Source organism: Cryobacterium sp. N22, from assembly GCF_002929555.1.
Classification (GTDB): Bacteria; Actinomycetota; Actinomycetes; order Actinomycetales; family Microbacteriaceae; genus Cryobacterium.
This window is the reverse complement of record NZ_PJJP01000026.1, coordinates 66,776-89,204: the sequence shown is the minus strand read 5'-3', so window position 1 is coordinate 89,204 and position 22,429 is coordinate 66,776. Positions and strand designations below refer to the sequence as shown.

Below are 22,429 nucleotides of genomic sequence, written 5' to 3'. Positions count from 1 at the left end.
CGGAGGCGTCGGCATCCGCTGCGGCGCGCGGGGCGCGGGCGGACCGGCTGACGGTGGCGAGCCGGCCGAGGGTGGCGACGGCGGTCGCCGCGGCGACCAGGCCGCCGGCCAGGAGCGTCCACACGCCCGCGGAGAGCATCGTGGCGCCCACGACGGTGAACACCAGGCCGATGAGCAGCAGCAGGGTGGAGAGGGCACGCATGCTGCGCAGGCGCTTGGCCTTGCCGGCCGGGGTCAGCGTCTTGGGCCGGGCGGCGGCGGCGCGCAGTACCGCGGCGCGACGGGCGGCCGTGGCGGCGTCACCAGCGGCCTTCGACGCGATCCGCGCGTCTTCCTCGGCCTGGGCGAGAAGTTTGCGTTGGGCGGATACACCGCGCGCGTTGGTTTCCACGCGTACCTCCTGGGGGATTTCCGACGTCTCGGCGAGGATCCGCAGGGTCTGCTGCAGGCGCACGGCGTTACGTTCGGTGGCGAGATACTGCCGGCGTCTCGCCCATGTCGGCATGAGATACGTCACCCAGAGCGCGGCGGCAACGGCCACCATCACTCCCCCACCCAGGACTTCGCTACTCATGCTCCCTAACGTATGAGTCGCGGGACCTTCCGTGCCTGATTACCGGGGGGTGTGTCACTTGTCGGCCACCTGCAGCGGATGCGCGGCGGCGGCCCTGTCGAACTCGTTCACCGACGCCAGGCCGGGCGGAACCAGGCCGTCCTGCCAGCGGCGCAGCACCCCACCGCGCACCTCCTCGGCCACCATGCCGAAGGCGAAGTGGTCGCGCCAGGCGCCGTTGATGTGGATGAACCGGCGGCGCAGCCCCTCGTACCGGAAGCCCAGCTTTTCGACGACCCGCAGCGACGGCGCGTTCTCCGGCCGGATGCAGATCTCCATCCGGTGCAGGCCGAGCTGGCCGAAGCAGTAGTCGGTGGCCAGGGCCACCGCGATCGGGGTGATCGACCGGCCGGCGAACTTCTCGCCGACCCAGTAGCCGATCGACGCGCTGGAGAGCGACCCCCAGGTGACCGACGACACGTTCAGCTGGCCGGCGAGTTCGCCGTTGTACTCCACCAGGAACGGCAGTCCGCTGCCCGTGCGCGAGTGCGCGAGCAGGCTGCGGATGCTGGCCCGGGTGTCGAAGGACATCGGCGCATACGGGCTGGTGGCCTCCCAGGTGCGCAGCCAGGACCGGTTCTCCATCAGCTCACGCTCGAGGGCCCTGGCATCGCGCAACCGGATCGGGCGCAGGGTCACGGCCCCCTCACGGAGCGTAGGAATCGCGGTCGGCACGATGTACCCGTCTACTTGGGGGCCGAAGCCCGATGATGACCGAATCTTAGTCCGGCGCCGACCTGATGAACGTGCGCGCTACTCGAGAGTAGAGGTGAAGTCTTTCAGCCAGGGACGCAGCTCCACACCGAGGTCGTCGCGGTCGACGGCCAGCTGGATGATCGCCTTGATGTAGTCGAGCCGGTCGCCGGTGTCGTAGCGGCGGCCGCGGAAGATGACACCGTAGACGCCACCGGTGGTCTCGGGGTTCACGGCCATCTCCTGCAGGGCGTCGGTGAGCTGGATCTCGTTGCCCTTGCCCGGCTTGGTGTGCTCGAGCACGTCGAAGACCTCGGGGCGCAGTACGTAGCGGCCGATGATGGCCAGGTTCGACGGGGCATCCTCTGCCGCCGGCTTCTCGACCAGACCGGTGATGCGCACCACGTCGGGGTCGTCGGTCTTCTCGATCGCGGCCGCCCCGTAGAGGTGGATCTGCGACGGGTCGACCTCGAGCAGGGCGACAACGCTGGTATTGCGGGTGATCTGCTCGGAGAGCATCTTGTCCAGCAGCGGGTCGCGGGCGTCGATGATGTCGTCACCGAGCAGCACGGCGAACGGTTCGCGGCCCACGTGCATCTTGGCGCGGAGCACCGCGTGGCCGAGGCCCAGCGGGTCACCCTGGCGCACGTAGTGCATGTCGGCGAGGTCGGTGGACTCGTTAACCTTGGCCAGGCGGTCGCGATCACCCTTCTGGATGAGCACCGCCTCAAGCTCGGTGACCCGGTCGAAGTGGTTCTCCAGGGCGTTCTTGTTGCGGCCGGTGATCATGAGCACGTCGGTCAGGCCTGCGGCAACGGCTTCCTCGACGACGTACTGGATCGCGGGCTTGTCGACAACCGGCAGCATTTCCTTGGGCATCGCCTTGGTTGCCGGCAGAAACCGGGTTCCCATACCGGCAGCGGGAATAACGGCCTTTGTTATGTGAATAACCATGGGATCAGGTTAGCGGCAACCCGTATTGGTTACGCACCTAGGATGACTTGTATGGATTCTGACATCGAGCACCGCAAGCGGGCGCTCCGCGCAGACCTCCGGGAGCGCCGCCACACCATGACCGCCGCAGAGCGCGAAGCCGCCACCGCGGGGTTCACTGAGAATCTGCAGAGCATCGTCACCGACCTCTCCGCCCGGTCGATCACCTGCTATCTCTCCAGCCCCACCGAGCCGAACACCCGCCCGTTCGTCAACTGGGCCGAGGCCAGGGGCATCCGGGTGTTGTTCCCGGTGTCGCGTGACGACGGCCTGCTCGACTGGACCGTGGGCGAGGAGGAGACCGAGGTGCAGGGCATCTCGGGCGCCCCGGAGCCCCAGGGCGAGTTGCTGGGCCCGATCGCGATCAACGATGTTGACCTGATCATCGTGCCCGCGGCCGCCATCGACAAGACCGGCCTGCGGATGGGGTGGGGCCGCGGCTACTTCGACAAGACCCTCGGGTCGATGGAGAAATGCCCCCCGGTGTACGCCGTGGTCTACGACAATGAATATGTCGACGATGTGCCCCGGGAGGTGCACGACCAGCCGGTGAACGGCCTCGTCACCCCCACTCGCATCGTCGTCTTCTAGACTTTCCCGACCGGCACCTGCCGTTCAGCCCCGCACACCCCAAACCGAAAAGACGCAGTGCCTACCTATTCCTACCGTTGCACCGAGTGCGACACCGCCTTCGACATCCAGCAGGCGTTCACCGACAACACGCTCACGGAGTGCCCCGCTTGCGGCGGCAAGCTGCGCAAGGTCTACTCGTCGATCGGCGTGAGCTTCACCGGCTCCGGCTTCTACCGCAACGACTCGCGCGCCGAGTCCGGCGGCAAGTCCTCGCTCTCCGCCGAGAAGGGCGCCAAGAAGACGGACTCGTCCTCGTCCGAATCGTCGTCGGCCAAGCCGGCCGAGAAGAGCAGCACGCCCGCCGCGTCGACCAGCGGGTCGTCCTCGAGCGGCTCGGGCTCCTCCTCGGGCTCGACGCCCACGCCGGCGCCGAAGGCGTCCTAACCCTCCCCTTTCGTATTCGCAGCACCGCACCAGAAAGATCCCAGCCATGATCAACGGTTTCAAAGAATTCATCATGCGCGGCAACGTCATCGAACTGGCCGTTGCCGTCGTCATCGGCGCCGCGTTCACCGGTCTGGTCAACGCGATCGTCACGGGGATCTTCAACCCGCTGATCGCCGCGATCTTCAACGCCGACACCCTGAAGAACTCGCTGACCGTTCCGCTGGGCGACGCCGAGCTGTCCTTCGGCCTGGTTCTCGCGGCCCTCATCCAGTTCCTCCTGGTCGCGGCCGTGGTGTACTTCGCGTTCGTGATGCCGCTGAACAAGCTCAAGGAGAACCAGGCACGTCGCCGTCAGGCCGGTGTGCCGCTGGACCCGAAGAAGAACCCGGTCACCGACCTCGACCTGCTCACCGAGATCCGCGACCTGCTCGCCGCGTCGACCGGAGCCCCGACGGTGTCCTCCAGCGCGGCCGTCGGCGCGCCGTTTGCCGACGCCGGTGCAGCCAAGCACACGATCTAACCCGCCCCGCAGGCGCGGCACAGCCCGCCGACATACGGCGAAAGGCCCCTTGGATGCGCTCCAAGGGGCCTTTCGCGGCATCTCGCGGTACGGATGCTCGCCGACTTCCCTCAGGATGCCCTTTCAGCGCTCGTGAAGGGGAGCTTTGCGGCATCTCGCCGGACGTCGCTCCCGGGCGGGCACCCTCGCGACAGGCCAGTTAGGGCCCCATAGTCGCCCCTGACGGGGCCGAAAATGGCAACTCACCCCACCGAGCCCAGGTCACTTGCCAGTTGACGCCCATTCGGCAGCGCCCGGCGGGCCTCAACTGGCAACTCACCGAGTCAGGGGGTCTCCGACTTGCGCCAATCGGCCCCTTCGGCGCTCGTCAAGGGGCACATTGCGGCATCTCGCGGTATGGATGCTCGCCGACTTCGCTCAGGATGCCCCTTCAGCGCTCGTGAAGGGGAGCTTTGCGGCATCTCGACGAGATCCGCGCCGACGGGGCACCAGGGCGCAGCGACGACGGGCTACCAGTGCGGCGGCTTGTCCTGACGCAGGCGGGCGTCGTTCGCGCTGGTGGAGGAGCCGTTCCCGGCGGTCTGCCCGCCCTCTTCGCGGGAGGGCGGCTCCGGGCTGGTGTCGGTGTCCGGTGCCGGCGTCAGGCGGGCCCGGCGGGCGCCGGCCGACTTGACCACAGACTGGCGCGGCTGGGCAGCCCCAGCGGCGCCCTCCGGCGCCGCTGCGGGGTCAGGCACGGTGCGCCGGACCGTCCGACCCTTCGGTCGGCACGACGCCCGTGAGGCCCGCGAGGGCGGCGACGCGGGCGGCGACGGCATCCGGGTTGCTGAACAGCTCGAAGCTGTGCACGCGAAGGTAGTGCCAGCCCAGGCGCCGCAGCACCTCGGGGCGCAGCCGCAGGGACTCGCGCAGGCTGGCCCGGTTGACCACGGCGTCGGTCTCCACGACCACGGCGCGGCCGGCGTGCGAGGCCGCCAGCGCCAGTTTGCCGCGGTGCCCGAGGGAGACGGTGAGGCCCTTGCGTTCGAGGCGGCGGCCCAGGTCGACGAGCATGGCCTCGCGGGCATCCGGTACGGCCACCTCGTTGCGGCGGGCTTCGGTCTCGGTGAGCACCTGCGACAGGGCCAGGATGCCGTGCCGCTGCCGGTCGGCGTCGATGTCGATCGGGCGGAAGCAGGAGACGATGTCCATCGCCCGTCGGGCGCGGGTCATGCCGATCGCGAGCAGGCGTTCGCCGCCGGGTTCGCCGAGCGAGCCGAAGTTGCTCAGCAGCCGCCCGTGCGGGGTGCGGCCGTAGCCGATCGAGAAGATCACCCGGTCGCGGCTCTGCGCAACGGCCTGCTCGAGGGTGAGCACCGTGAACGGTTCGGCGCGGTCCTTGAGGATGAAGTCGCTCAGGTCGGTGCGCTTGGAGAACGCGGCCAGCACGGCCTGGTGCACCCGCACGGCGTGGCGGGCGCTCGCGGTGATGACCATGAGCGATTCGCGGGGCCGCTTGACGGCGTGGTCCATGACCAGGTCGACGACCTTCGCCACCTCGGCATCAACGCTCTCCACGGCGCCGCTGTCGACGTCGGGCATGCCGTGGCCGCCCTTGACGTAGTTGAGGGTGAGGCTGCCGTGACCGAGGAAGCTGCCCGCCCAGGGCAGCGAGTCGATCCGGCCGCCGTAGAAGCGGTGGTTGACCAGCTCGGCGAGGTCTTCGCCGCCGGCCCGGTAGCTGCGGGTGAGGGTGAGGGTGGGCAGCAGTTCGCCCAGACGGGCCAGGGCGGAGTCGGCGTGCAGGGCGTCGACGTTGGTCTCCTGCGGGGTCGGCACCTCCGAGGGCTCGATGATGCCGGTCTCGAAGCCGGACGGCGTCTGGGTGACCGGGTCACCGAACGCCACGACCTGCTTGGCGCGGCGGATGGCGCCGACGTTCTCGGCGAGGGTGGTCGCGCCGGCGTCGACGAGCAGCACGGCGTCGAAGGTCATCTTGTCGTCCAGAGCGGCGACTTCGTACGGCGAGGCCAGCCAGACCGGGGCGAGTACCCGGCCCAGGTGCGGGGAGACCTCGTTGATGCGGGCCGGGGTGGCCCGGTCGGCGCGGAGCAGCCGGCGCAGCTGGTCGGCTTCCTCGGGCCAGTCGACCACGCCGATCTTCCAGGTCTCGGCGAGCAGCCAGGCCAGGATCTGCCCGGTGGTGGAGGCGTGGGCCTCGTCGACGAGCTTGAAGTCGGCTTCGAGCCGGTCGAGCACCTGGGTGTTGGCGTTGAGCAGGGCCTTGTCGCCGCCCAGCATCACCTCGAGCACGGACTGCCACCAGGCGAGTTCAAGCTCCGCGGCGACATCCTTCTCCGACACGTGGCGCTGGGAGAGGTCGGTCATCAGCGGGTCGAGGTTGTGCTCGCGCAGGGTGGCGAGCAGGGCGGTGCGCTCGTGCAGGTTCGCGAGCACCTCGCTCTCGGCGGCGAGGCCGGCCATCGTGGTGACGAGTTCGCGGAGGGGCCGGGAGACCAGCTGACGCGGGGTGCCGGAGTTGCCCAGCGGCACGTCGAGCCTGCCCAGGTCTTCCGCGACACGCTGGAAGGCGACGTGCACGTCGTTGATGCCGACCGGCACCTCCGGGGTGACGCCGGCGGCGGCGTAGCGCTGCCACAGGGTGCGCTGCTGCTGGATGCGCCGCAGGCTCTCGTTCATGTCGCTCACGTGCACGCCGGGTCGCAGGTACTCGTCGGCGAGCTTCCGCAGCCTTCGCCGGTTGGCGCTGGTCATCTCCGGCGAATCGCGGCGGGCGGAGGTGGCGGCGATCAGCTCGGTGAGCGACCTGTCGAACACGGCGGGCTGGAACTTGTCCAGCGTCTCGCGGATGTCCAACAGCAGGCGCAGGTAGACGCCCAGCTCGTGCACGGTCTCGAACGGGCGCAACCGGGTCTGGCCAACGAGGTGACCGGCGCGCTCCAGCAGCCGGGGCAGGTCGGTCTTGCTCAGGCGTTTGGCCAGCTCGTGGGATGCGCCGGCGTCGGCGGTGGAGGTGAAGGAGGCGCCGTACCAGGGCGAGTCGCCGGGTCCGTAGCGGAACTGGCCGAGCACGGCGGCCTTGATCAGGACCGCTGCGGCGCTGGACCGGTCGTGGGCCAGGCGTTCCAGGGCGACCCTGTCCAGCCGAGCGGTCGTCGACGGCGGCGCCGGCAGCTGGGCGAGCCTGGCGAGCTCGCCGAGAGCGTCGAGCACCGACACGCCGAGCACGGAATCCTTGCGGGTGAGCGCCGAGCGGTAGTCCAGCAGAACCTTGCGCAGGCGCACGAGGGCGTCGTCGACGTCGCCGACGCGCGGTTGGGCGCACTTCTCGTTGCGGGTGATCGACTGGATCAGGTCGCGGCGCAGGGTGCGCGGGGTGACGGCGACGCCGGGCAGGCCCACCTGCACGAGGCGGTGGGCAATGCCATCGAGGCTGGAGCGGCGGGCGCTGACCACGAGCACCCGCTTGTGCTGGGCGATGAGCGAACCGATGGCGTTCACGATGGTCTGGGTGCCGCCGGTGCCGGGCAGGGTCTTCACGACGAGGGAGTTGCCGGCGCTGATCTGCGCGACGACGTTCTCCTGCTCGGCGTCGGCATCCAGCAGCAGGGTGTCGGTGCCGGGCGGGCGTACGTCCTGAGCGATCGGCAGCACCGGGTTGTAGGCCATCTCGATGGCGCGCTTGGCGGTGGGGTTGCCGGCGACGGCGTCGAGCACCGGGTGCGTGAGCTTCTGCGCGTCGGTGGCCATGGCCCGGCCGACGTCGGCGAAGGAGGACGCCACCAGGCGCGGCACCACGTTGAACCAGGGCAGGTGCGAGGTCAGGCCGCGCAGCCGGTCGATCACCGGTTGCGGCTTGAACGCCCCGTTGGTCACGGCGAGCGCCACGAACGCGTCGGCGTCGAGGGTGATCTGGAACTGGTCGTGCAACGCCCGCGCCAACTCGGGGTTGAGGAACGGCGCTCCCTTGAGCTTGAGCTCGAAGTCGCGACCGTACCGGCGGATGGCCAGGGGCCGCAGCAGCACCGGCGCGGTGAACTCCACGTCGCCGTAGCGCCACTGGGCCAGCCCGATCGCGAGGTGCACCGACTCGATGCCGCGCATCGACCGCAGCTCGATGCCCTTCTGGGTGATCTCGTTGGCGGCCAGGCGGGCGTTGCGCAGCGCCAGCTCGTCACGGATGAGGTTGGAGAGCAGGGTGGTCTTGCCGGTGATGAACTGCGGCAGGCCGCCCGGGTGGGTGGCGGACAGCTCGATGCGGGAGCGCGGGCTGTCACCGAAGTGCAGCAGCGGAGAGTGGCCACCGACGTCGGCGAGTTCGTCACGCCAGCGTTGCCAGGTGGGTTCGGCGATGTTCCCGGCGACCAGCGCCGGGTCTCCCAGGCTCACCGAGTCCGGGGAGGTCGCAAGACGCGAGTCGGCAGACGGCGCGTCGGAGTAATCCGACGCGAAGTCGTCATCTTCTGGTTTTCTATCGAGGCGCCACACACCCACACCCTATTTCTCCACCGGCCGGTTCTCGGTTAGGCCACCCGGTAATTTCCCGCATTCGCAGGATTCTCTGCGGATACAGCCGTTTTCGCGGGCTCTAGAGCCAGTCCTTGCGTTTGAACACGGCGTAGAGCCCGAATCCCATCGCCACCATCAGGGTGATCGCGAAGGGGTAACCGAACTGCCATTTTAGCTCAGGCATATGAGTGAAGTTCATGCCGTAGATAGTGCCGACCAGGGTGGGGGCGAACAGGATCGCCGCCCAGCTGGAGATCTTCTTCACTTCCTCGCTCTGCGCCAGCCCGGTTTCGCTCAACCGACGGGTCTCATCGTTCTGCCGTTGCGCGACGAGGGTGCTGTGCACGGTGAGGGCGTTCTGCAGAAGCTGGCGGAACGCGTCGACGCGTTCCACGACCCGGATGGTGTGGTCGAGCACGTCGCGCAGGTGCCGGTGCAGTTCCACGTCCACGCCGTGCTTCTCGAAGCCCTCCTGCAGCGACTCGAGCATGCCGATCAGCGGCTGGGTGGCCCGCTGGAACTCGATGACCTCCCGGGAGAGGTCGTAGATGCGCCGGGACACGGCCTGGTCACCGTCGAAGAGCTGGTCCTCGATCTCGTCGATGTCGTTCTCGAGGCCGGCGACCACCGGCGCGTACTCGTCGATCACCTGGTCGAGGATCGCGTAGAGCACCGCCTGCGGCCCGAACGCGAGAAGGTCCGGCGTGCTTTCCAGCCGGCGGCGCACCGAGGCGAGGTCGGGCGACTCGGCGTGCCGAATGGTCACGACGAAGTCGGGACCCACGAAGACGTGCAGCTCGCCGAACTCGACACGTTCCTCTTCATCGAGGTACCTGGCGGGGCGCAGCACCAGGAACAGGGTGTCGGCGTAGCGTTCGATCTTGGCCCGTTGGTGCCCCTTGAGCGCATCCTCGATGGCGAGGTGGTGCAGGGTGAACTCGTCGGCCACGCTCCTGATCTCGTCATCGGTCGGCCGGTACAGTCCGATCCAGGCGAACCCGGCCTTCTCCTTGAGCACTTCGAACACGTCCTGCAACGTTTCCGGGGTTGCCACCCGACGGCCATCCACATAGATCGCGTCATCAATCAGCGCCACGCCTGCTCCTCACTCGCCGTTCAAGTGTGGCACCGGCGGATGGGTGCGGTGCGCACCGGCGTGGCGCACCGGAGTTTCAGTGCGGCTGGCTGCCCGCTCGCTGCGGGCCCTCGTGTTTGCGGTAGGTGGGGCTGAAGGCGAGCAGCACCAGGCCGACTCCGAGCACCAGTTGACCCAGAGCCTGGCCGGGGAGCAGCGAGATGGCGCCGCCGGCCAGGATGAAGACGGCGGGCAGCACCCTGTAGATGCGGGCGCGCAGGATGGCGGCGCCCAACAGGATCCAGCCGACCCCGAACACCGCGGCGGTCAGCAGCAGGCCGAACGCAAAGGAGCCGGGCCGTTCGGTGCCGTCGAGGAGGTCGGGTACGACACGGCCCAGGGTCGGGTAGAGGAAGGCCTCAGCCCAGAACTGGCCGCTGATCAGGATGGTGCCGGTTCCGGCCATGATCGCGGCGGAGAAGCCGAACGGGCCGATCTGCTTGGCGCGGCGCTCGTAGATCGCCACCAACGAGAGGATCAGCAGCAGCGCTGCGCCGAGGAGGGCCATGGACCGCAGGGCGTACAGCGGGGTCTGCACGAGGTCGCTGACCGGTTCGCCAGTGAGGCGCAGCGCCTGGTCCAGGATGCCGCCGATCAGGAAAGCGGCCCCGGCGGCGAGAGTGGATGGCTTCGCCAGACCTTCGAACCTCTTCACTGGAACCTCACCCACCGCGCCTGGAACCTCGACAGCCGCGCTCGCCGATGTGCGGGCGTTAAGGCTGATCCCGTCGATTCTCGCACCGGCGGTGCGCCCGGACAAGGCCCGCCCAGCCGCCCCTATCGCGCCCGCCCGGTTGCGGACCTCCCCGCCGACCCGCGAGACGACACTTCCGGCCCACTCCCGGCGCCCGAAGGGGCCCCACCTGCCGCCTCGGGCAGGAGCCTTCCCGCGAGACGACAGTTCCGGCCCGCTCCCGGCGCCCGAAGGGGCCTCAACTGTCGGCTCGGCCGGAGGGCCTCCGGCGCTAGGGTGATGGCGTGCCCGATGCCCTGTCCCCCCACGACGATCTGCACGCGGTCGACCTAGCCACCGTCGTGGTGGTGGCGCTGGGCCACCGGGCGGCCACGAAGGCAGGCGACCACCACGCGCTCGTGGATCTGGTGGCCCGGCTGACCGGCGTGGACGCCGCATCCGTGACCCTCACCCAGCTCTGCCCGAACTGCGGGCTGCCCGGCCACGGCCCCCTCCGGGTGCAGCTCGGCGACGAGGCGGATGGCTCCCCCACCGTGCACGTGAGCCTCGCCCGGGCCGACGGCCGGCTGGCCCTGGCGGTCACGGCGGCCGGCCCGGTGGGCATCGACCTCGAATCCGTCGCCGCGCTCGCCCGGGCGCCCCTGGATGACGTGCTGCTCTCCGCGGCCGAAGCGGATGCCGTGGCCGCCCTGCATCCGCGGGCCGCCACGGCCGCTGTGGCCGCCGTCTGGACCGCGAAGGAGGCGGTGCTCAAGGCCGCCGGCCTGGGCCTCCGGGTCGATCCGCGTGACCTCACCATCGCTCGTGAAACGCCCGTCGCGCCCGGGGGCGACCCCGCTGCCGACGCCGCTCAGCCCGGGCTCGCGGGCTGGCCGAACGCCCCGTTCCTCCTGAAGGAGCTGCACCTGATGCGCGTAGCCACTCCCCCGGAATTCGCTGCCACCGTCGCCGTCGTGTGCGCCAGGCAGCCCGCGCTGCGCATCCTGTCGCCCGGCTCGGAGCCGCTGGACAACTGGTGACGAAGCAGCCAGTGCCGGCGCCGGCGGCCGCGCCCGCCGCTCGGGCGCATGGTGGACTGACCCCCGCCGACTCGCCGCAAGCTGCCCCCTGAGCCGCGCCCCTGGGACGACTCGCGGCAACTCGCGGAGGGCACCTCACGCGAGTCGCCGCAAAACTGCCCTTCCGGAGCCGCCCCAAGGGGTGTTGCGGCAACTCGCGGGTCAATTAGCTCGGCGAGGCTCGCGTGATCAGACCAGGGGCGCGACGGCGGGCTGCAGCCGCGGCAGGCTCTTACTCGAGACCCAGCGGGCGATGATCTTGTCGGCGACACCGGTGCCGGAGGCGATGCGGAAGCAGCCGAGCAGGTCGTCGGTGGTGACGCTGCCGTGCCGGTGCGTGCGCGTGTAGGCACGCAGGGCGGTGAAGAAGGCCTCGTCGCCGATCGCCTGGCGCACCGCGTGCAGGGCGAGCGCACCGCGCTTGTAGACCCTGTCGTCGAACATGTCGTGCGGCCCGGGGTCGGCCACGACGATGTTCTTGGGCAGCAGGTCCAGCTCGGCGCGGTGCAGCAGGGCGTTCGCGTGCGCGGTCAGGCCACCGCTGGCCTCGGCCCAGATCCACTCGGCGTAGCAGGCGAAGCCCTCGTGCAGCCAGATGTCGGCCCACCGGGTGAGGGTGAGGCTGTTGCCGAACCACTGGTGCGCCAGCTCGTGTGCGATCAGCCGGTCGCTGCCGTGCAGGCCGTCCACGTGGTTGCGGCCGAACACGGCCAGGCCGTGCGCCTCGAGCGGGATCTCGAGGTCGTCGGCGGTCACGATCACGGAGAACGCGGGGAACGGGTACGGTCCGAAGACCTCGCTGAACACCGTGAGCATCTCGCCGAGCCGGGCGAAGTCCACCGCCACCGGCCGGGCCAGTGCGGGCGGGAAGAACAGGCTGTGCGCCACCGGGGTGGCGGCGATGTCGTGCCGGCGATACCGGCCGATCTGCACGCTGGCCAGGTACGCGGCCATCGGCTCGCGCACGTCGAAGGTCCAGGAGGTGCGGCCGGACCTGGTGCTCCTGGCCACGAGCGGACCGTTGCTGACCACCGTGTACGGGGCCTCGCAGGTGAGCTGGATGCGGAAGGTGGCCTTGTCGCTCGGGTGGTCGTTGCAGGGAAACCACGACGGCGCCCCGCTGGGCTGACCGGCCACGAGCACACCGTCGGTGAGCTCCTCCCAGCCCAGCTCGCCCCAGTGGCTGCGCACCGGATGCGGCGCCCCGCGATAGCGCACCAGCACCTCGAACGTCTCCCCCGCGGCCAGCGGCACGGCGGGGGTGATCACCAGCTTGCGGGCGGCATGCACGGTCTTGGCGGGTGTCCGGCCGTTGACGGTGACCTTGTCGACGCTCAAGCCGGCCAGGTCCAGGCTGAACCGGCCGAGCGCGGTGAGGGCCCGCGCCGTGATCGCGGCGGTCGCGGTCAGCCGGTTCGTGGCGACCCGGTAGTCGAGTTCGAGGTCGTAGTGCGCCACCGCATAGCCACCATTGCCACTCGCGGGGAGGTAGGGGTCACCCGCGGACGCGGACCCCAGAATGGTGGGCGTGGGCTGCAACATAGGGGTCAAGTCTTCCATGGCGGCCGGTGCCACGGCGCAATCGGGTTGCCCGACCAGAGCGAATCGGTGGGCACCCGTTCCCCGCGCATCACCAGCGAACCCGGTCCGACGGTGGCGTTGTCGTCGATGCGCGCCGCCGGCAGGATCACGCTGTTGGGGCCGAGCGTGCCGCCGGCGCCGATGTGCACGGTGTCCAGTTGCATGATCCGGTCGTGGAAGAGGTGGGTCTGCACGACGCAGCCACGGTTGATGCTGCTGCCCGCGGCGAGGGTGACCAGGTCCGCCTCCGGCAGCCAGTACGACTCGCACCAGACGCCGCGGCCGATTGTGGCGCCCAGCGACCGCAGCCACAGGGCCAACCAGGGTGTGCCGGCGGCGTTCTGCGCGAACCACGGCCGTGCCACCATCTCCACGAAGGTGTCCGAGACCTCGTTGCGCCAGATGAACGACGACCAGAGCGGATGCTCGGTGGCGCGGATGCGCCCCACCAGCAGCCATTTCGCAGCCGTGGTCAGCGCCGCCGCCACCGCCCCAGCGCCGATCAGCACGAACCCGGAGACCAGCAGAGCCAGGCCGGGACCGCCGAGCAGCCAGAGGGCCTCGAGGGCGACGAGCACGCCGAGGGCGATCCACGCGGAGGCGAACACCGGCACCAGGCGCAGCACCTCCCAGAGCGACCGGGCCAAGACCAGCCGGGCCGGCGGGTGGAAGGTGCGGGCCTCGTCGCTGTCGGTGACCCGGCGGCGCAGGCGCGCCGGCGGGTTGCCCAGCCAGGAGGAGCCGCGCTTGGCCTTCTTCGGGGTGGACGAGAGCACGGCCACGAGGCCGTCCCGCGGCACGGTGCGGCCGGGGCCGGCGATGCCGCTGTTGCCCAGGAACGCCCGGCGGCCGATCTTGGCGCGGCCGATGCGCATCCAGCCGCCGCCGAGTTCGTAGCAGGCGACCATGGTGTCGTCGGCGAGGAACGCGCCGGGCGCGATGGTGGTGAGCGAGGGCACCAGCAGCACCGTGGACGCCTCGACGCCCGGACCGACCTTGGCGCCGAGCAGCCGCAGCCAGACCGGGGTGAGCAGGCTGGCGTAGAGCGGGAACAGCAGGGTGCGGGCGCCGTCGAGCAGCCGTTCGGTCATCCACACCTGCCAGCCCACCCGGCTGCGCACCGGATGGTGTCCCTCGGTCAGGCGCAGGCCCAGCAGGCGCACGGCGCCGATCACGGCGCCGGCGTAGAGCGCTCCGGCGGCGAGCACGGCCGGCGGCACGGCCAGCGCGGCGCGGGCGACCGCGGCGCCGAGGGTGCCGGCGTCGCCGATGAACACGCCCACGACGAACACGCCCAGCAGCACCGCGGCGGCGGGAATGGCGGTGAGGCCCACCGAGCCGGCGCCGTAGGCGAACAGCCAGCGGCGGGCGTTCGCCGGCCGTTCGGCGGGCCAGGCGCGGCGGGCCGAGCCCACCCGGGTGGCCGGTGAGCCGGCCCAGCGCTCGCCGCGCGGCACCCGGCCGGAGACGGCGGAGCCCGGTTCGATCTCGGCGCCGTCGCCGATCTTGGCGCCGCCGAGCAGGGTGCTGCGGGAGCCGATCACGGCCTCCGCGCCGACGCGCACCCGGCCGATCCGCAGGGTGTCGCCGTCGAGCCAGTAGCCGGCCAGGTCCACCTCGGGTTCGATGGCGGCGCGCTCACCGATGCTGAGCAGCCCGGTCACCGGCGGCACCGAGTGCAGGTCCACGCCGGGTGCGATGGTGGCGCCGAGCAGCCGGGCGTAGTAACTGATCCACGGAGCCCCGGCCAGGCTGGCCGCGTCGACGAAGGTGGCCACCTGTTCGGCCAGCCACAGACGCAGGTGCACCGAGCCGCCGCGCGGGTAATCACCCGGTTTCACGCCCTTGAGCAGCAACCGGGCGGCAGCGACGGAGATGCCCATTTTGCCCAGCGGGGTGACCAGCAACACAAAGCCGGCCAGCACCGCCCACCACGACACGGTGGGGGCGAAGGATGCGCCGGCGGCGGCGAGCAGGTTGTTGGCCGCGGCCAGGTACACCAGCCACCTGGCGCCAACAAGCAGGTGCAGCGGCACGCTGAAGAGGCCCTGCAGCAGCCCGGTGCGGGCGGGGGTGGGCAGCACCGGCCGGCTGGCGCGGGCCACCGTCGGGGTTCGGCCGTCGAGTTCGTCGGCGAGGGAGCCGATCCGGGGATGGTCGTAGATGTCGCTGATGCGGGTGTTCGGGTGGCGCTCGCGAATCGCGGAGACGAACTGGGCGGCCGAGAGGGAACCGCCGCCGTAGGCGAAGAAGTCGCTGTCGGCGTCGACGACGGGCACACCGAGGATCGCCGCCCAGTGCCCGGCGAGCCAGGCGGCGGTCGCACTGAGCGCATCCGCGCCGGCCGTCCCCGCGCCGGCCAGGCCGGCCAGCGGCCAGGGCAGGGCGGCGCGGTCGACCTTGCCGGAGGTGCGGGTGGGAATGGAATCCACGACGGTCAGCAGCGGAACGAGGGCGGCGGGCAGCGCCACCCGGAGGGCCGCGGTGGCCGCGGGCAGGTCGAAGGTGTCGGCCGGGTCCACCACGGAGAGGTAACCCACCAGAACCTGGTTGCCCGCCGGGGTGGTCTGCACGACGGCGGCGGCCCCGGCCACACCGGGCAGTGCCTGCAGGGCGGCGTCGATCTCGCCGAGTTCGATGCGCCGGCCACCGAGCTTGATCTGGTCGTCGGCGCGGCCCACGAACACCAGCCCGGCGGGGTCGAAGCGCACGAGGTCGCCGCTGCGGTAGGCGCGCTCCCAGCCGAGCCCGGCGTGCGGGGCGTACTTCACCGCATCCTGGGCCGCGTCGAGGTAGCGGGCCAGGCCGACACCGCCGATGATCAGTTCGCCGGTCTCGCCGGCACGCACCCGCCGGCCGGCCGGGTCGACCACGGCCAGGCTCCAGCCATCCAGCGGCAGGCCGATGCGCACGGGGTCGCTGCCGTCGAGCAGGGCGCCGCAGGCCACGACCGTCGCCTCGGTCGGGCCGTAGGTGTTCCACACCTCACGGCCGCGGGCGCTGATGCGGGCGGCGAGTTCCGGCGGGCAGGCCTCGCCGCCGAAGATCACCAGGCGCACATTCTCCAGCGCCTCCTCCGGCCAGAGCGCGGCGAGGGTGGGCACTGTGGAGACCACGGTGATGCCGTGCGCGATGAGCCACGGGCCGAGGTCGGCGCCGCTGCGGACGAGCGAGCGCGGGGCGGGCACCAGGCAGGCGCCGTTGCGCCAGGCCAGCCACATCTCCTCGCAGGAGGCGTCGAACGCCACCGACAGGCCGGCCAGCACCCGGTCGCCGGGCGCGATGGGTTCGCCGGCCAGGAACAGGCCGGCCTCGGCGTCGACGAACGCCGCCGCCGAGCGGTGGGTCACGGCGACCCCCTTGGGCACTCCGGTGGAGCCGGAGGTGAAGATGATCCAGGCGTCGTCGTGCGGGCCGGGCATCGGCTCGCCCCAGTGTGCCAGCGACGGGTCCTCCTCCGCCGACAGGGGGCGCTCGGTGAGCACCCCGGCGTCCAGACCCTCGCGCACCGCGAACACGCCGCCGGCGCCGATGACACCCACGACCCTGGCCTCGCCGAAGACCAGGCGGGCCCGTTCCTCAGGGTCGTCGGCGTCGACGGGCACGTAGGCGGCGCCGACGGCGAGGGTGGCCAGAATCGACAGGTAGAGCTCGCGGGTGCCCGACGGGATGCGGATTCCGACGGTGTCGCCGCGGCGCACCCCGGCCCGGCTCAGCCGCACGGCCTGGTCGTTGACCAGGCGCACCAGCCGCCGGTAGCTCAGGGCCCCGGCGGCATCTTCGAGGGCCAGGGCGGTGGGGTGCTCCTCGGCGGTGGCCAGCAGGATGTCGACCAGCGTGCGTTCGGGGTGCACCAGATGGCCGGCATCCAGCACGCCCTGCTCGTGGTCGGGCGTCGGCGTGGCCGGCAGCGGCGGGATGGCCGCTCGTGCGACGGACGAGCCGGCGGACCGTGTGCTGGGGTCTGGGTGGATCGAGGTCACGCATACTCCTGTCCGGGCTCGCGACGGTCCGCGATGGCGCCAGCCTAGAACGCCCGGGTAACCGGCGGGTGAACACGCGTCACATGAGCACATTTTTTCCACCCGAATCCCCGTCGCCGGCCGCATCTCGGCGGGTGGCCGCACAACTTGTGCGCGTTTTTCTCCGTTACCCCTGTTCCCTCTGCACCCTGTCCGCGTAGCCTTTTGATACCGGATGTGCTCCTGGCGGCTTCAGCGGGCGCCCCACCTCCTCGACCGAAAGCCGACCGAATGGATACCTCACCGCTCGTCTGGACCCTGACCGTCTTGGGAATCGTCGGGCTTCTCGCGTTCGACTACTTCTTCCACGTGCGGAAGGCTCACGCCCCCACGCTGAAGGAAGCGGCAATCTGGTCATCGATCTACGTCGGGATCGCCATCCTGTTCGGCCTGGGCGTCTTGATCATCGGCGGCAGCACCCCCGGTTCCGAGTATTTCGCGGGGTACATCACCGAAAAAGCGCTCTCGGTGGACAACCTGTTCGTTTTCCTCATCATCATGACAAGCTTCCGCGTGCCCCGGGAGGACCAGCAGAAGGTGCTGCTGTTCGGCATCACGTTCTCGCTCATCGCGCGCACCGGCTTCATCTTCCTCGGCGCCGCCCTGATCAACACCTTCGCCTGGGTGTTCTACTTCTTCGGCCTGATCCTGCTGATCACCGCGGGCAACATGCTCAAACCGGAGAGCTCGGAGTCCAAATCGGCGGACAACTTCATCGTGCGGGTCGCGCGCAAGGTCTTCCACACCAGCCCGGAATACGACGGCGACAAACTGTTCACCATCTACGACGGCAAGCGTGCGCTGACCCCGATGCTCCTGGTGATGGTCGCGATCGGTGGCACCGACCTCCTGTTCGCGCTCGATTCGATCCCCGCCATCTTCGGCCTCACCCAGGATGTCTACATCGTGTTCACGGCGACGGCGTTCTCGCTCCTGGGCCTGCGTCAGCTGTACTTCCTGCTCGACGGCCTGCTGGACCGGCTGATCTACCTCTCCTTCGGGCTGGCGGCGATCCTCGCCTTCATCGGCGTGAAGCTGATCCTGCACGCCCTGCACGAGAACAACCTGCCGTTCATCAACGGCGGCGAGCCGGTGCCGGTGTTCGAAATCAGCACGGGCGTCTCGTTGACGGTCATCATCGGCGTGCTCGTGGTCACGATCCTGGCGTCGCTGTTCAGCCCGGCGGGCCGGGCCCAAGCCGCCATCGCCAACGCCAGGCGCTACGCAACCGACTACCTGGACCTCGGCTACACCGCGGACCACACCGAACGCATCCGGGTGTACACGGCCTTGCGCGAGGAGGAGGACTCCATCCACAAGCTCGGCCCGAAGTACCGGCAGGCGGTCCGGGACGACGCTGAGCTCGCTGATCTGCTCCGCCGGGCTCACCTCGAGCACGACGCATCCGTGCAGCGGGCCGCCCGCGAGGGGTGACCCCACCCACCGACGGCGCCGCGCCCGGCGGCCGGTCAGCGGATGCGGGCGCGCACGGCACCGGCCGCGCAGAGGATCACGGCGAGGGCGCCGATCAGCACGACGGGGTCCAGACTTTCACCGAGGAGCAGCGCCGCCCACGCGATGGTGAGCACCGGTTGCAGAAGCTGGATCTGGCTCACCCGGGCGATCGGCCCGATGGCCAGGCCCCGGTACCAGGCGAAGAAGCCCAGGAACATGCTCACTCCGGTGAGGTAGGCGAAGGCCAGCCAGGCTGACGCATCCGCCGTGGGCCGGCCGGAAACGAGTCCGGCCAGCATCAGCGGCACCATCACCGGCAGCGCCACGATCAACGCCCAGCAGATGGTCTGCCAGGAGCCCAACTCCCGGGAGAGCAGCGCGCCCTCTCCGTAGCCGATCGCCGCGAGCACCACAGCAGCCACCAGCAGCAGGTCGGCCGGCCGCAGGCTGCTGAGCCCGCCCGCGGTGAGCGCCACGAACCCCACCACGGCCACCACGCCGAGCCCGCTGGCCAGCCAGAAGCGCGGCGTGGGTCGTTCCCTGGCCCGGACAACGGCGACCACCGCGGTGGCGGCGGGGAGCAGCCCGATCACAACGGCGCCGTGTGCGGCCGGCACGCTCTGCAGGGCGAAGGAGGTGAGGATGGGGAAGCCTGCGATGACGCCGGCCCCCACCACGGCCAGCCGCCACCATTGGCCGCCGCGCGGAAGACGCTGCCGGAGCACGGCGAGCACAACAAGGGCGAGAATCCCGGCTCCGACGGCCCGGCCGGCGCCGACGAACAGGGGGTCGAGCTGGGCGACGGCCACCCGGGTCAGCGGAAGGGTGAACGAAAAAGCCAGCACGCCCAGCAGTCCGAAGACCAGGCCGGCGGCGGGCGATGCGGCCGCCCGCGGTGCCGATAGCGCTGGCGGCGACTGGACGATAGCGCTATTCTGTATTTTCATGAAAGAGGATAGCACTCGCCCGGGTTCCGCAGACGAATCGGCGCACCTGGCCATCGAACGCCGGCTACGTGCCCTGGTCGCCACCCGGCCGGCCGGCGACCGGCTGCCTTCTACCCGCACCCTGGTGCTCGACCACGCGGCCAGCCCGCTCACCGTGCAGCGCGCGCTGCAACGGCTGGTGCTCGAGGGCCTGGTGGAGACCAGGCCGGGCGCGGGAAGCTTCGTGGCCCGGCCGCACGCCGTGCACCGGGCCGACTTCGGCTGGCAGACCACGGCGCTCGGCGCGGCCCGCACCGGCGCCGACGCGATCGGCACCGCCATGGCGAGCGCCGGACCGGGCATGATCGCGCTGCACTCCGGGTACCCGGCCGAGGAGCTGCTGCCCGCCCGGCTGGTGCGCACCGCCCTGGTCCGCGCGGCCCGCACCGGCACCGCCGTCGACCGCGCCCCCATTTCCGGGTTGCCGGAGCTACGCAGCTGGTTCGCGGCGGAGCTGACGCCGGTCGGCGCATCCGCCGCCGCCCCGCCGGCCGCCGACGACGTCGTCATCACCCCGGGCGGTCAGAGCGCGCTGTCGTCGATCTTCCGGGCACTGGCCGTTCCGGGCGATGCGATCGTGATGGAGTCCCCCACCTACTGGGGCGCCATGGCCGCCGCCCGGCAGGCCGGGCTGCGCATCGTGCCGATTGCCCGGGGCGCCGGGGCCCCCTCGGCCGCCGACCTCGACGATGCCCTCGGTGCCAGCGGGGCGCGCCTGTTCTACGCGCAGCCGCACTTCGCCAATCCCACCGGGGCGGTGTGGACGAGTGCCGAACAGAGCGCCATCACCGCGGTCATCCGGGCCCGCGGGGTGTACCTGATCGAAGACGACTGGGCGCACGATTTCGGCATCGAGGCGGATGTGGCCACCCTCGCCGCCGACGACGCCGATGGCCACATCGTCTACGTGCGCTCGCTCACCAAGAGCCTCTCCCCCGCCATCCGGGTCGCGGCCGTTGTGGCCCGCGGCCCCGCCCTGGCCCGCATCCAGGTGGACCGCACCGTGGACGACCTGTATGTCAGCGGGATCCTGCAGGCGGCGGCGGTCGACGTGCTCACCGACCCGGGCTGGCGCAGCCACCTCACCCGGCTGCGTGGGTCGCTGCGGGCCCGCCGCGACGAGCTGGCCCGGCAGGTGCGCGGACAGCTGGGTGCGGATGCCCTGGAGCTGGTGCCCCGGGGCGGGCTGAACCTCTGGGTGCGCGCCGCCGACGGCGTGGACGTGGCCGACCTGGCCCGGCGCAGCCGCGCGGAGGGTGTGCTGTTCTCCCCCGGCGGCGACTGGTTCCCCGCCGAACCGACCGGCTCCTTCTTCCGGCTGAACTACTCGCGGGCCCGCCCCGAGCTCTTCGGGGCAGCCGTGGCGACCATCGCCGGCCTGCTCCCCTAGTCCTCGCGCGAACCGGCCGGCGTCGTCGCGGCGGCGTCGACGGCGGTGAGCCACTCGGCCCAGAACAGCTTCCACTGCTCGCCCTCGTCGAACGACGCGACCTTGTCGTGGGTCACGCCCAGCCGGAGTCGTCCGTCGGGCAGCGGGTCGGTGGAGAACAGGATCGACCCCAGCGGCTCGCCGGCGCGGGCGAGGGCGAATCGCAGTGCCTTCGAGGCCGGCTTCGAGCGCAGCGCCAGGTCGAGACCGGGAAACAGGTCGGCGCGGGCGCCCTCGTCGAGCAGCAGCGCACGCACCGTGTCCCGGTCCAGGGCCAGCACCCGGGTGCGGCTCACGCTGAAACTGCCGTCGGGCATCTGGCCGGGCAGCCTGAGGCCGGTGATACGTTCGTAGCCCACGGTCACGCCCTGCGCCCACCAACCGTCCACGCCGTGCTCGGCGTGCACCCAGGCCGCGATGGCGGTGTGCCCCGCCTCGCGGCCGGGTCCGGCGTCGATCAGATCCGCCCACTCCTCCCAGGCATGTCCGGTGTTCTGGAGGATCGCGTCGTCGGTCTGCACGGGCTCGGCCGCCCAGACCCGGCCGCGGGGGCGCCCGGGTGCGGTGGGCGGCTCGGGTCGCACCCGCCGGGCGGCTGCGTAGCCCGCCCCGGCCGTGGTCATCCGCTCGCGGACGCTGCGCGTGAACGTTTCGTGCGTGGTCATCAGGACTCCTGTGCTCGGGTTGAGGATACTGGTGCGTCCCCTCCCCGGTCCACGGCCGCGGCCCCGCGTCGTCGTGGGGACCCCGCCGATTGCCTAGACTGAGTGCGAAGGGGGCATTTTTCGGATGAGCAAGAACAAGAGCGACGAACCGCGCGACGAGTTCGACCGCATCCAGATTCCTGAGTTTCTGGCCCGGCCGTTCGAGCGTCTCGCCGGCGGCCCGACCGTGCGCCCGGCCGACAGCCGTACCCCGAACGGGCAGCCCACCGCAGGCCAGAATGCCGACGGCGACACGGATGCCGACAGCCCCGAGAACCCCGACGACGCCACGCCGGCGCCGCGCCAGTGGTGGGCCGGCTACAAGGGCAAGCTGCTGCTGTACGGCGCGGGCACCATCGTCATGGTCTTCCTGCAGTCCCGCGGCTAACCAGCGGCCGACTACACCGCACGGAGTACCCAGGTTCATCCGTTCAGGGGATGCCTGCGCACCGGCGTTTGGCGACGATGGAGGTACCGATCCCGTTGACCCGATCGGCACCCGCCCGTCGAGAGGAATCCCCGTGACCACGATCCTGCACACCCGTCCGGCCCACCGGTCCCTGCGCCCCATCGTCATGACGGCGAGCCTCGTTACGGTGTCGGCCGGCTCCCACGGGCCCGCAGACCTGCCCGTCGCCGTTGACCGGGCGCCCGCGCACTACCTCGACCGGATCGCGCTCTGGGCGGCCCAGCCCGCCGGGATCGACCGGGCGGCGTAGCCCAGCCAGGTGCGCCCGCCGGGCTCCCGCGATCAGGGCCCGACCAGCAGCACCAGCACGTGATAGGTGACGTAGGCGGGCCAGACGACCGCCTGGAGCAGCCCCAGGATGAAGGCCCAGAACGATCCGTCCGAGGTGGAGATGAAGTAGATCGCCGCTCCGACGTAGGCGAGCAGGAAGAAGAACCCCCACGACCCGTCCCGCACGATCACGCTGCTTCGGCCATCCGATGCCATCAGACCCTCCACTTTCGGTGAGAACTACCTGCCTACCCGATGGCACACAGGGTAACCGTGCT

General features: G+C 70.8%; 19 protein-coding genes and 1 pseudogene. 8 read left to right on the top strand and 12 right to left on the bottom strand.

What is annotated here, in order from left to right:
* The 3 genes and pseudogenes from CXY76_RS04700 to galU all read right to left on the bottom strand — a co-directional run.
* Nucleotides 1-574, bottom strand: a pseudogene (locus tag CXY76_RS04700) (hypothetical protein); the annotation flags it as partial.
* A gap of 54 nt (nucleotides 575-628) precedes the next feature.
* The gene (locus tag CXY76_RS04695) at nucleotides 629-1,252 is read right to left on the bottom strand and encodes a GNAT family N-acetyltransferase (RefSeq protein WP_369826069.1); all 624 of its coding nucleotides are present in this window, start codon (nucleotides 1,250-1,252) and stop codon (nucleotides 629-631) included.
* 114 nt (nucleotides 1,253-1,366) lie between these two features.
* A complete protein-coding gene (gene galU, locus CXY76_RS04690; RefSeq protein WP_104163094.1) occupies nucleotides 1,367-2,260 on the bottom strand; it encodes a UTP--glucose-1-phosphate uridylyltransferase GalU in 894 nt (297 codons plus the stop codon).
* 51 nt (nucleotides 2,261-2,311) lie between these two features.
* Between galU and CXY76_RS04685 the strand changes: the two genes are divergently transcribed.
* The 3 genes from CXY76_RS04685 to mscL are packed head-to-tail and all read left to right on the top strand — an operon-like array spanning nucleotide 2,312 to nucleotide 3,839.
* Nucleotides 2,312-2,890, top strand: a complete 579-nt coding sequence (locus CXY76_RS04685; RefSeq protein ID WP_104163093.1) for a 5-formyltetrahydrofolate cyclo-ligase — start codon at nucleotides 2,312-2,314, stop codon at nucleotides 2,888-2,890.
* Nucleotides 2,891-2,947: 57 nt separating this feature from the next.
* Nucleotides 2,948-3,316 (top strand): FmdB family zinc ribbon protein, encoded by a 369-nt coding sequence (locus CXY76_RS04680; protein WP_104163092.1) that lies wholly within the window; start codon nucleotides 2,948-2,950, stop codon nucleotides 3,314-3,316.
* 46 nt (nucleotides 3,317-3,362) lie between these two features.
* On the top strand, nucleotides 3,363-3,839 hold the full coding sequence (gene mscL, locus CXY76_RS04675) for a large conductance mechanosensitive channel protein MscL (protein WP_104163091.1): 477 nt from the start codon (nucleotides 3,363-3,365) through the stop codon (nucleotides 3,837-3,839).
* 509 nt (nucleotides 3,840-4,348) lie between these two features.
* Here the strand turns inward: mscL and CXY76_RS04670 are convergent.
* The 4 genes from CXY76_RS04670 to CXY76_RS04655 form a co-directional block, all read right to left on the bottom strand.
* Nucleotides 4,349-4,576 carry a hypothetical protein gene (locus CXY76_RS04670; protein ID WP_104163090.1) on the bottom strand — a complete coding sequence of 76 codons (228 nt, stop codon included), beginning with the start codon at nucleotides 4,574-4,576 and terminating at the stop codon, nucleotides 4,349-4,351.
* On the bottom strand, nucleotides 4,569-8,327 hold the full coding sequence (locus tag CXY76_RS04665) for an ATP-binding protein (RefSeq protein ID WP_104163097.1): 3,759 nt from the start codon (nucleotides 8,325-8,327) through the stop codon (nucleotides 4,569-4,571). The genes CXY76_RS04670 and CXY76_RS04665 overlap by 8 nt, the downstream gene beginning before the upstream one ends.
* Nucleotides 8,328-8,427: 100 nt before the next feature.
* Nucleotides 8,428-9,444 (bottom strand): magnesium/cobalt transporter CorA, encoded by a 1,017-nt coding sequence (gene corA, locus CXY76_RS04660; RefSeq protein WP_104163089.1) that lies wholly within the window; start codon nucleotides 9,442-9,444, stop codon nucleotides 8,428-8,430.
* 76 nt (nucleotides 9,445-9,520) lie between these two features.
* Nucleotides 9,521-10,138 (bottom strand): hypothetical protein, encoded by a 618-nt coding sequence (locus CXY76_RS04655; RefSeq protein ID WP_104163088.1) that lies wholly within the window; start codon nucleotides 10,136-10,138, stop codon nucleotides 9,521-9,523.
* Between the two features lie 323 nt (nucleotides 10,139-10,461).
* Here CXY76_RS04655 and CXY76_RS04650 point away from each other — a divergent pair, with 323 nt between their 5' ends.
* Complete coding sequence (locus CXY76_RS04650) at nucleotides 10,462-11,196, top strand: 4'-phosphopantetheinyl transferase superfamily protein (protein WP_104163087.1); 735 nt, start codon at nucleotides 10,462-10,464, stop codon at nucleotides 11,194-11,196.
* A gap of 228 nt (nucleotides 11,197-11,424) precedes the next feature.
* On the opposite strand, the gene CXY76_RS04645 is transcribed toward CXY76_RS04650, so the two are convergent.
* Together CXY76_RS04645 and CXY76_RS04640 are read right to left on the bottom strand one after the other, a co-directional pair.
* Nucleotides 11,425-12,777: a M1 family metallopeptidase gene (locus CXY76_RS04645; protein WP_104163086.1), complete on the bottom strand. Its 1,353-nt coding sequence runs from the start codon at nucleotides 12,775-12,777 to the stop codon at nucleotides 11,425-11,427.
* Between the two features lie 5 nt (nucleotides 12,778-12,782).
* Nucleotides 12,783-16,691: a Pls/PosA family non-ribosomal peptide synthetase gene (locus CXY76_RS04640; protein WP_233199569.1), complete on the bottom strand. Its 3,909-nt coding sequence runs from the start codon at nucleotides 16,689-16,691 to the stop codon at nucleotides 12,783-12,785.
* A gap of 378 nt (nucleotides 16,692-17,069) precedes the next feature.
* On the opposite strand from CXY76_RS04640, the gene CXY76_RS04635 reads away from it, so the two are divergent.
* Nucleotides 17,070-18,272: a TerC family protein gene (locus tag CXY76_RS04635; protein ID WP_104163084.1), complete on the top strand. Its 1,203-nt coding sequence runs from the start codon at nucleotides 17,070-17,072 to the stop codon at nucleotides 18,270-18,272.
* 35 nt (nucleotides 18,273-18,307) lie between these two features.
* Here CXY76_RS04635 and CXY76_RS04630 read toward each other — a convergent pair whose 3' ends face one another.
* Complete coding sequence (locus CXY76_RS04630) at nucleotides 18,308-19,240, bottom strand: DMT family transporter (protein ID WP_104163083.1); 933 nt, start codon at nucleotides 19,238-19,240, stop codon at nucleotides 18,308-18,310.
* Between CXY76_RS04630 and CXY76_RS04625 the strand changes: the two genes are divergently transcribed.
* On the top strand, nucleotides 19,239-20,669 hold the full coding sequence (locus CXY76_RS04625) for a PLP-dependent aminotransferase family protein (protein WP_104163082.1): 1,431 nt from the start codon (nucleotides 19,239-19,241) through the stop codon (nucleotides 20,667-20,669). The two genes, CXY76_RS04630 and CXY76_RS04625, sit on opposite strands and share 2 nt — an antisense overlap.
* On the opposite strand, the gene CXY76_RS04620 is transcribed toward CXY76_RS04625, so the two are convergent.
* The gene (locus tag CXY76_RS04620) at nucleotides 20,666-21,373 is read right to left on the bottom strand and encodes a hypothetical protein (protein ID WP_104163081.1); all 708 of its coding nucleotides are present in this window, start codon (nucleotides 21,371-21,373) and stop codon (nucleotides 20,666-20,668) included. The genes CXY76_RS04625 and CXY76_RS04620 overlap by 4 nt on opposite strands.
* 124 nt (nucleotides 21,374-21,497) lie before the next feature.
* Between CXY76_RS04620 and CXY76_RS04615 the strand changes: the two genes are divergently transcribed.
* Both CXY76_RS04615 and CXY76_RS04610 read left to right on the top strand, forming a co-directional pair.
* Nucleotides 21,498-21,800: a hypothetical protein gene (locus CXY76_RS04615; protein ID WP_104163080.1), complete on the top strand. Its 303-nt coding sequence runs from the start codon at nucleotides 21,498-21,500 to the stop codon at nucleotides 21,798-21,800.
* A 133-nt stretch (nucleotides 21,801-21,933) separates the two neighbouring features.
* Nucleotides 21,934-22,131, top strand: coding sequence for a hypothetical protein (locus CXY76_RS04610; RefSeq protein WP_104163079.1), 198 nt, complete (start codon nucleotides 21,934-21,936; stop codon nucleotides 22,129-22,131).
* 32 nt (nucleotides 22,132-22,163) lie between these two features.
* Here the strand turns inward: CXY76_RS04610 and CXY76_RS04605 are convergent, their stop codons facing one another.
* Nucleotides 22,164-22,367: a hypothetical protein gene (locus CXY76_RS04605; protein WP_104163078.1), complete on the bottom strand. Its 204-nt coding sequence runs from the start codon at nucleotides 22,365-22,367 to the stop codon at nucleotides 22,164-22,166.
* Nucleotides 22,368-22,429 lie beyond the last annotated feature (62 nt).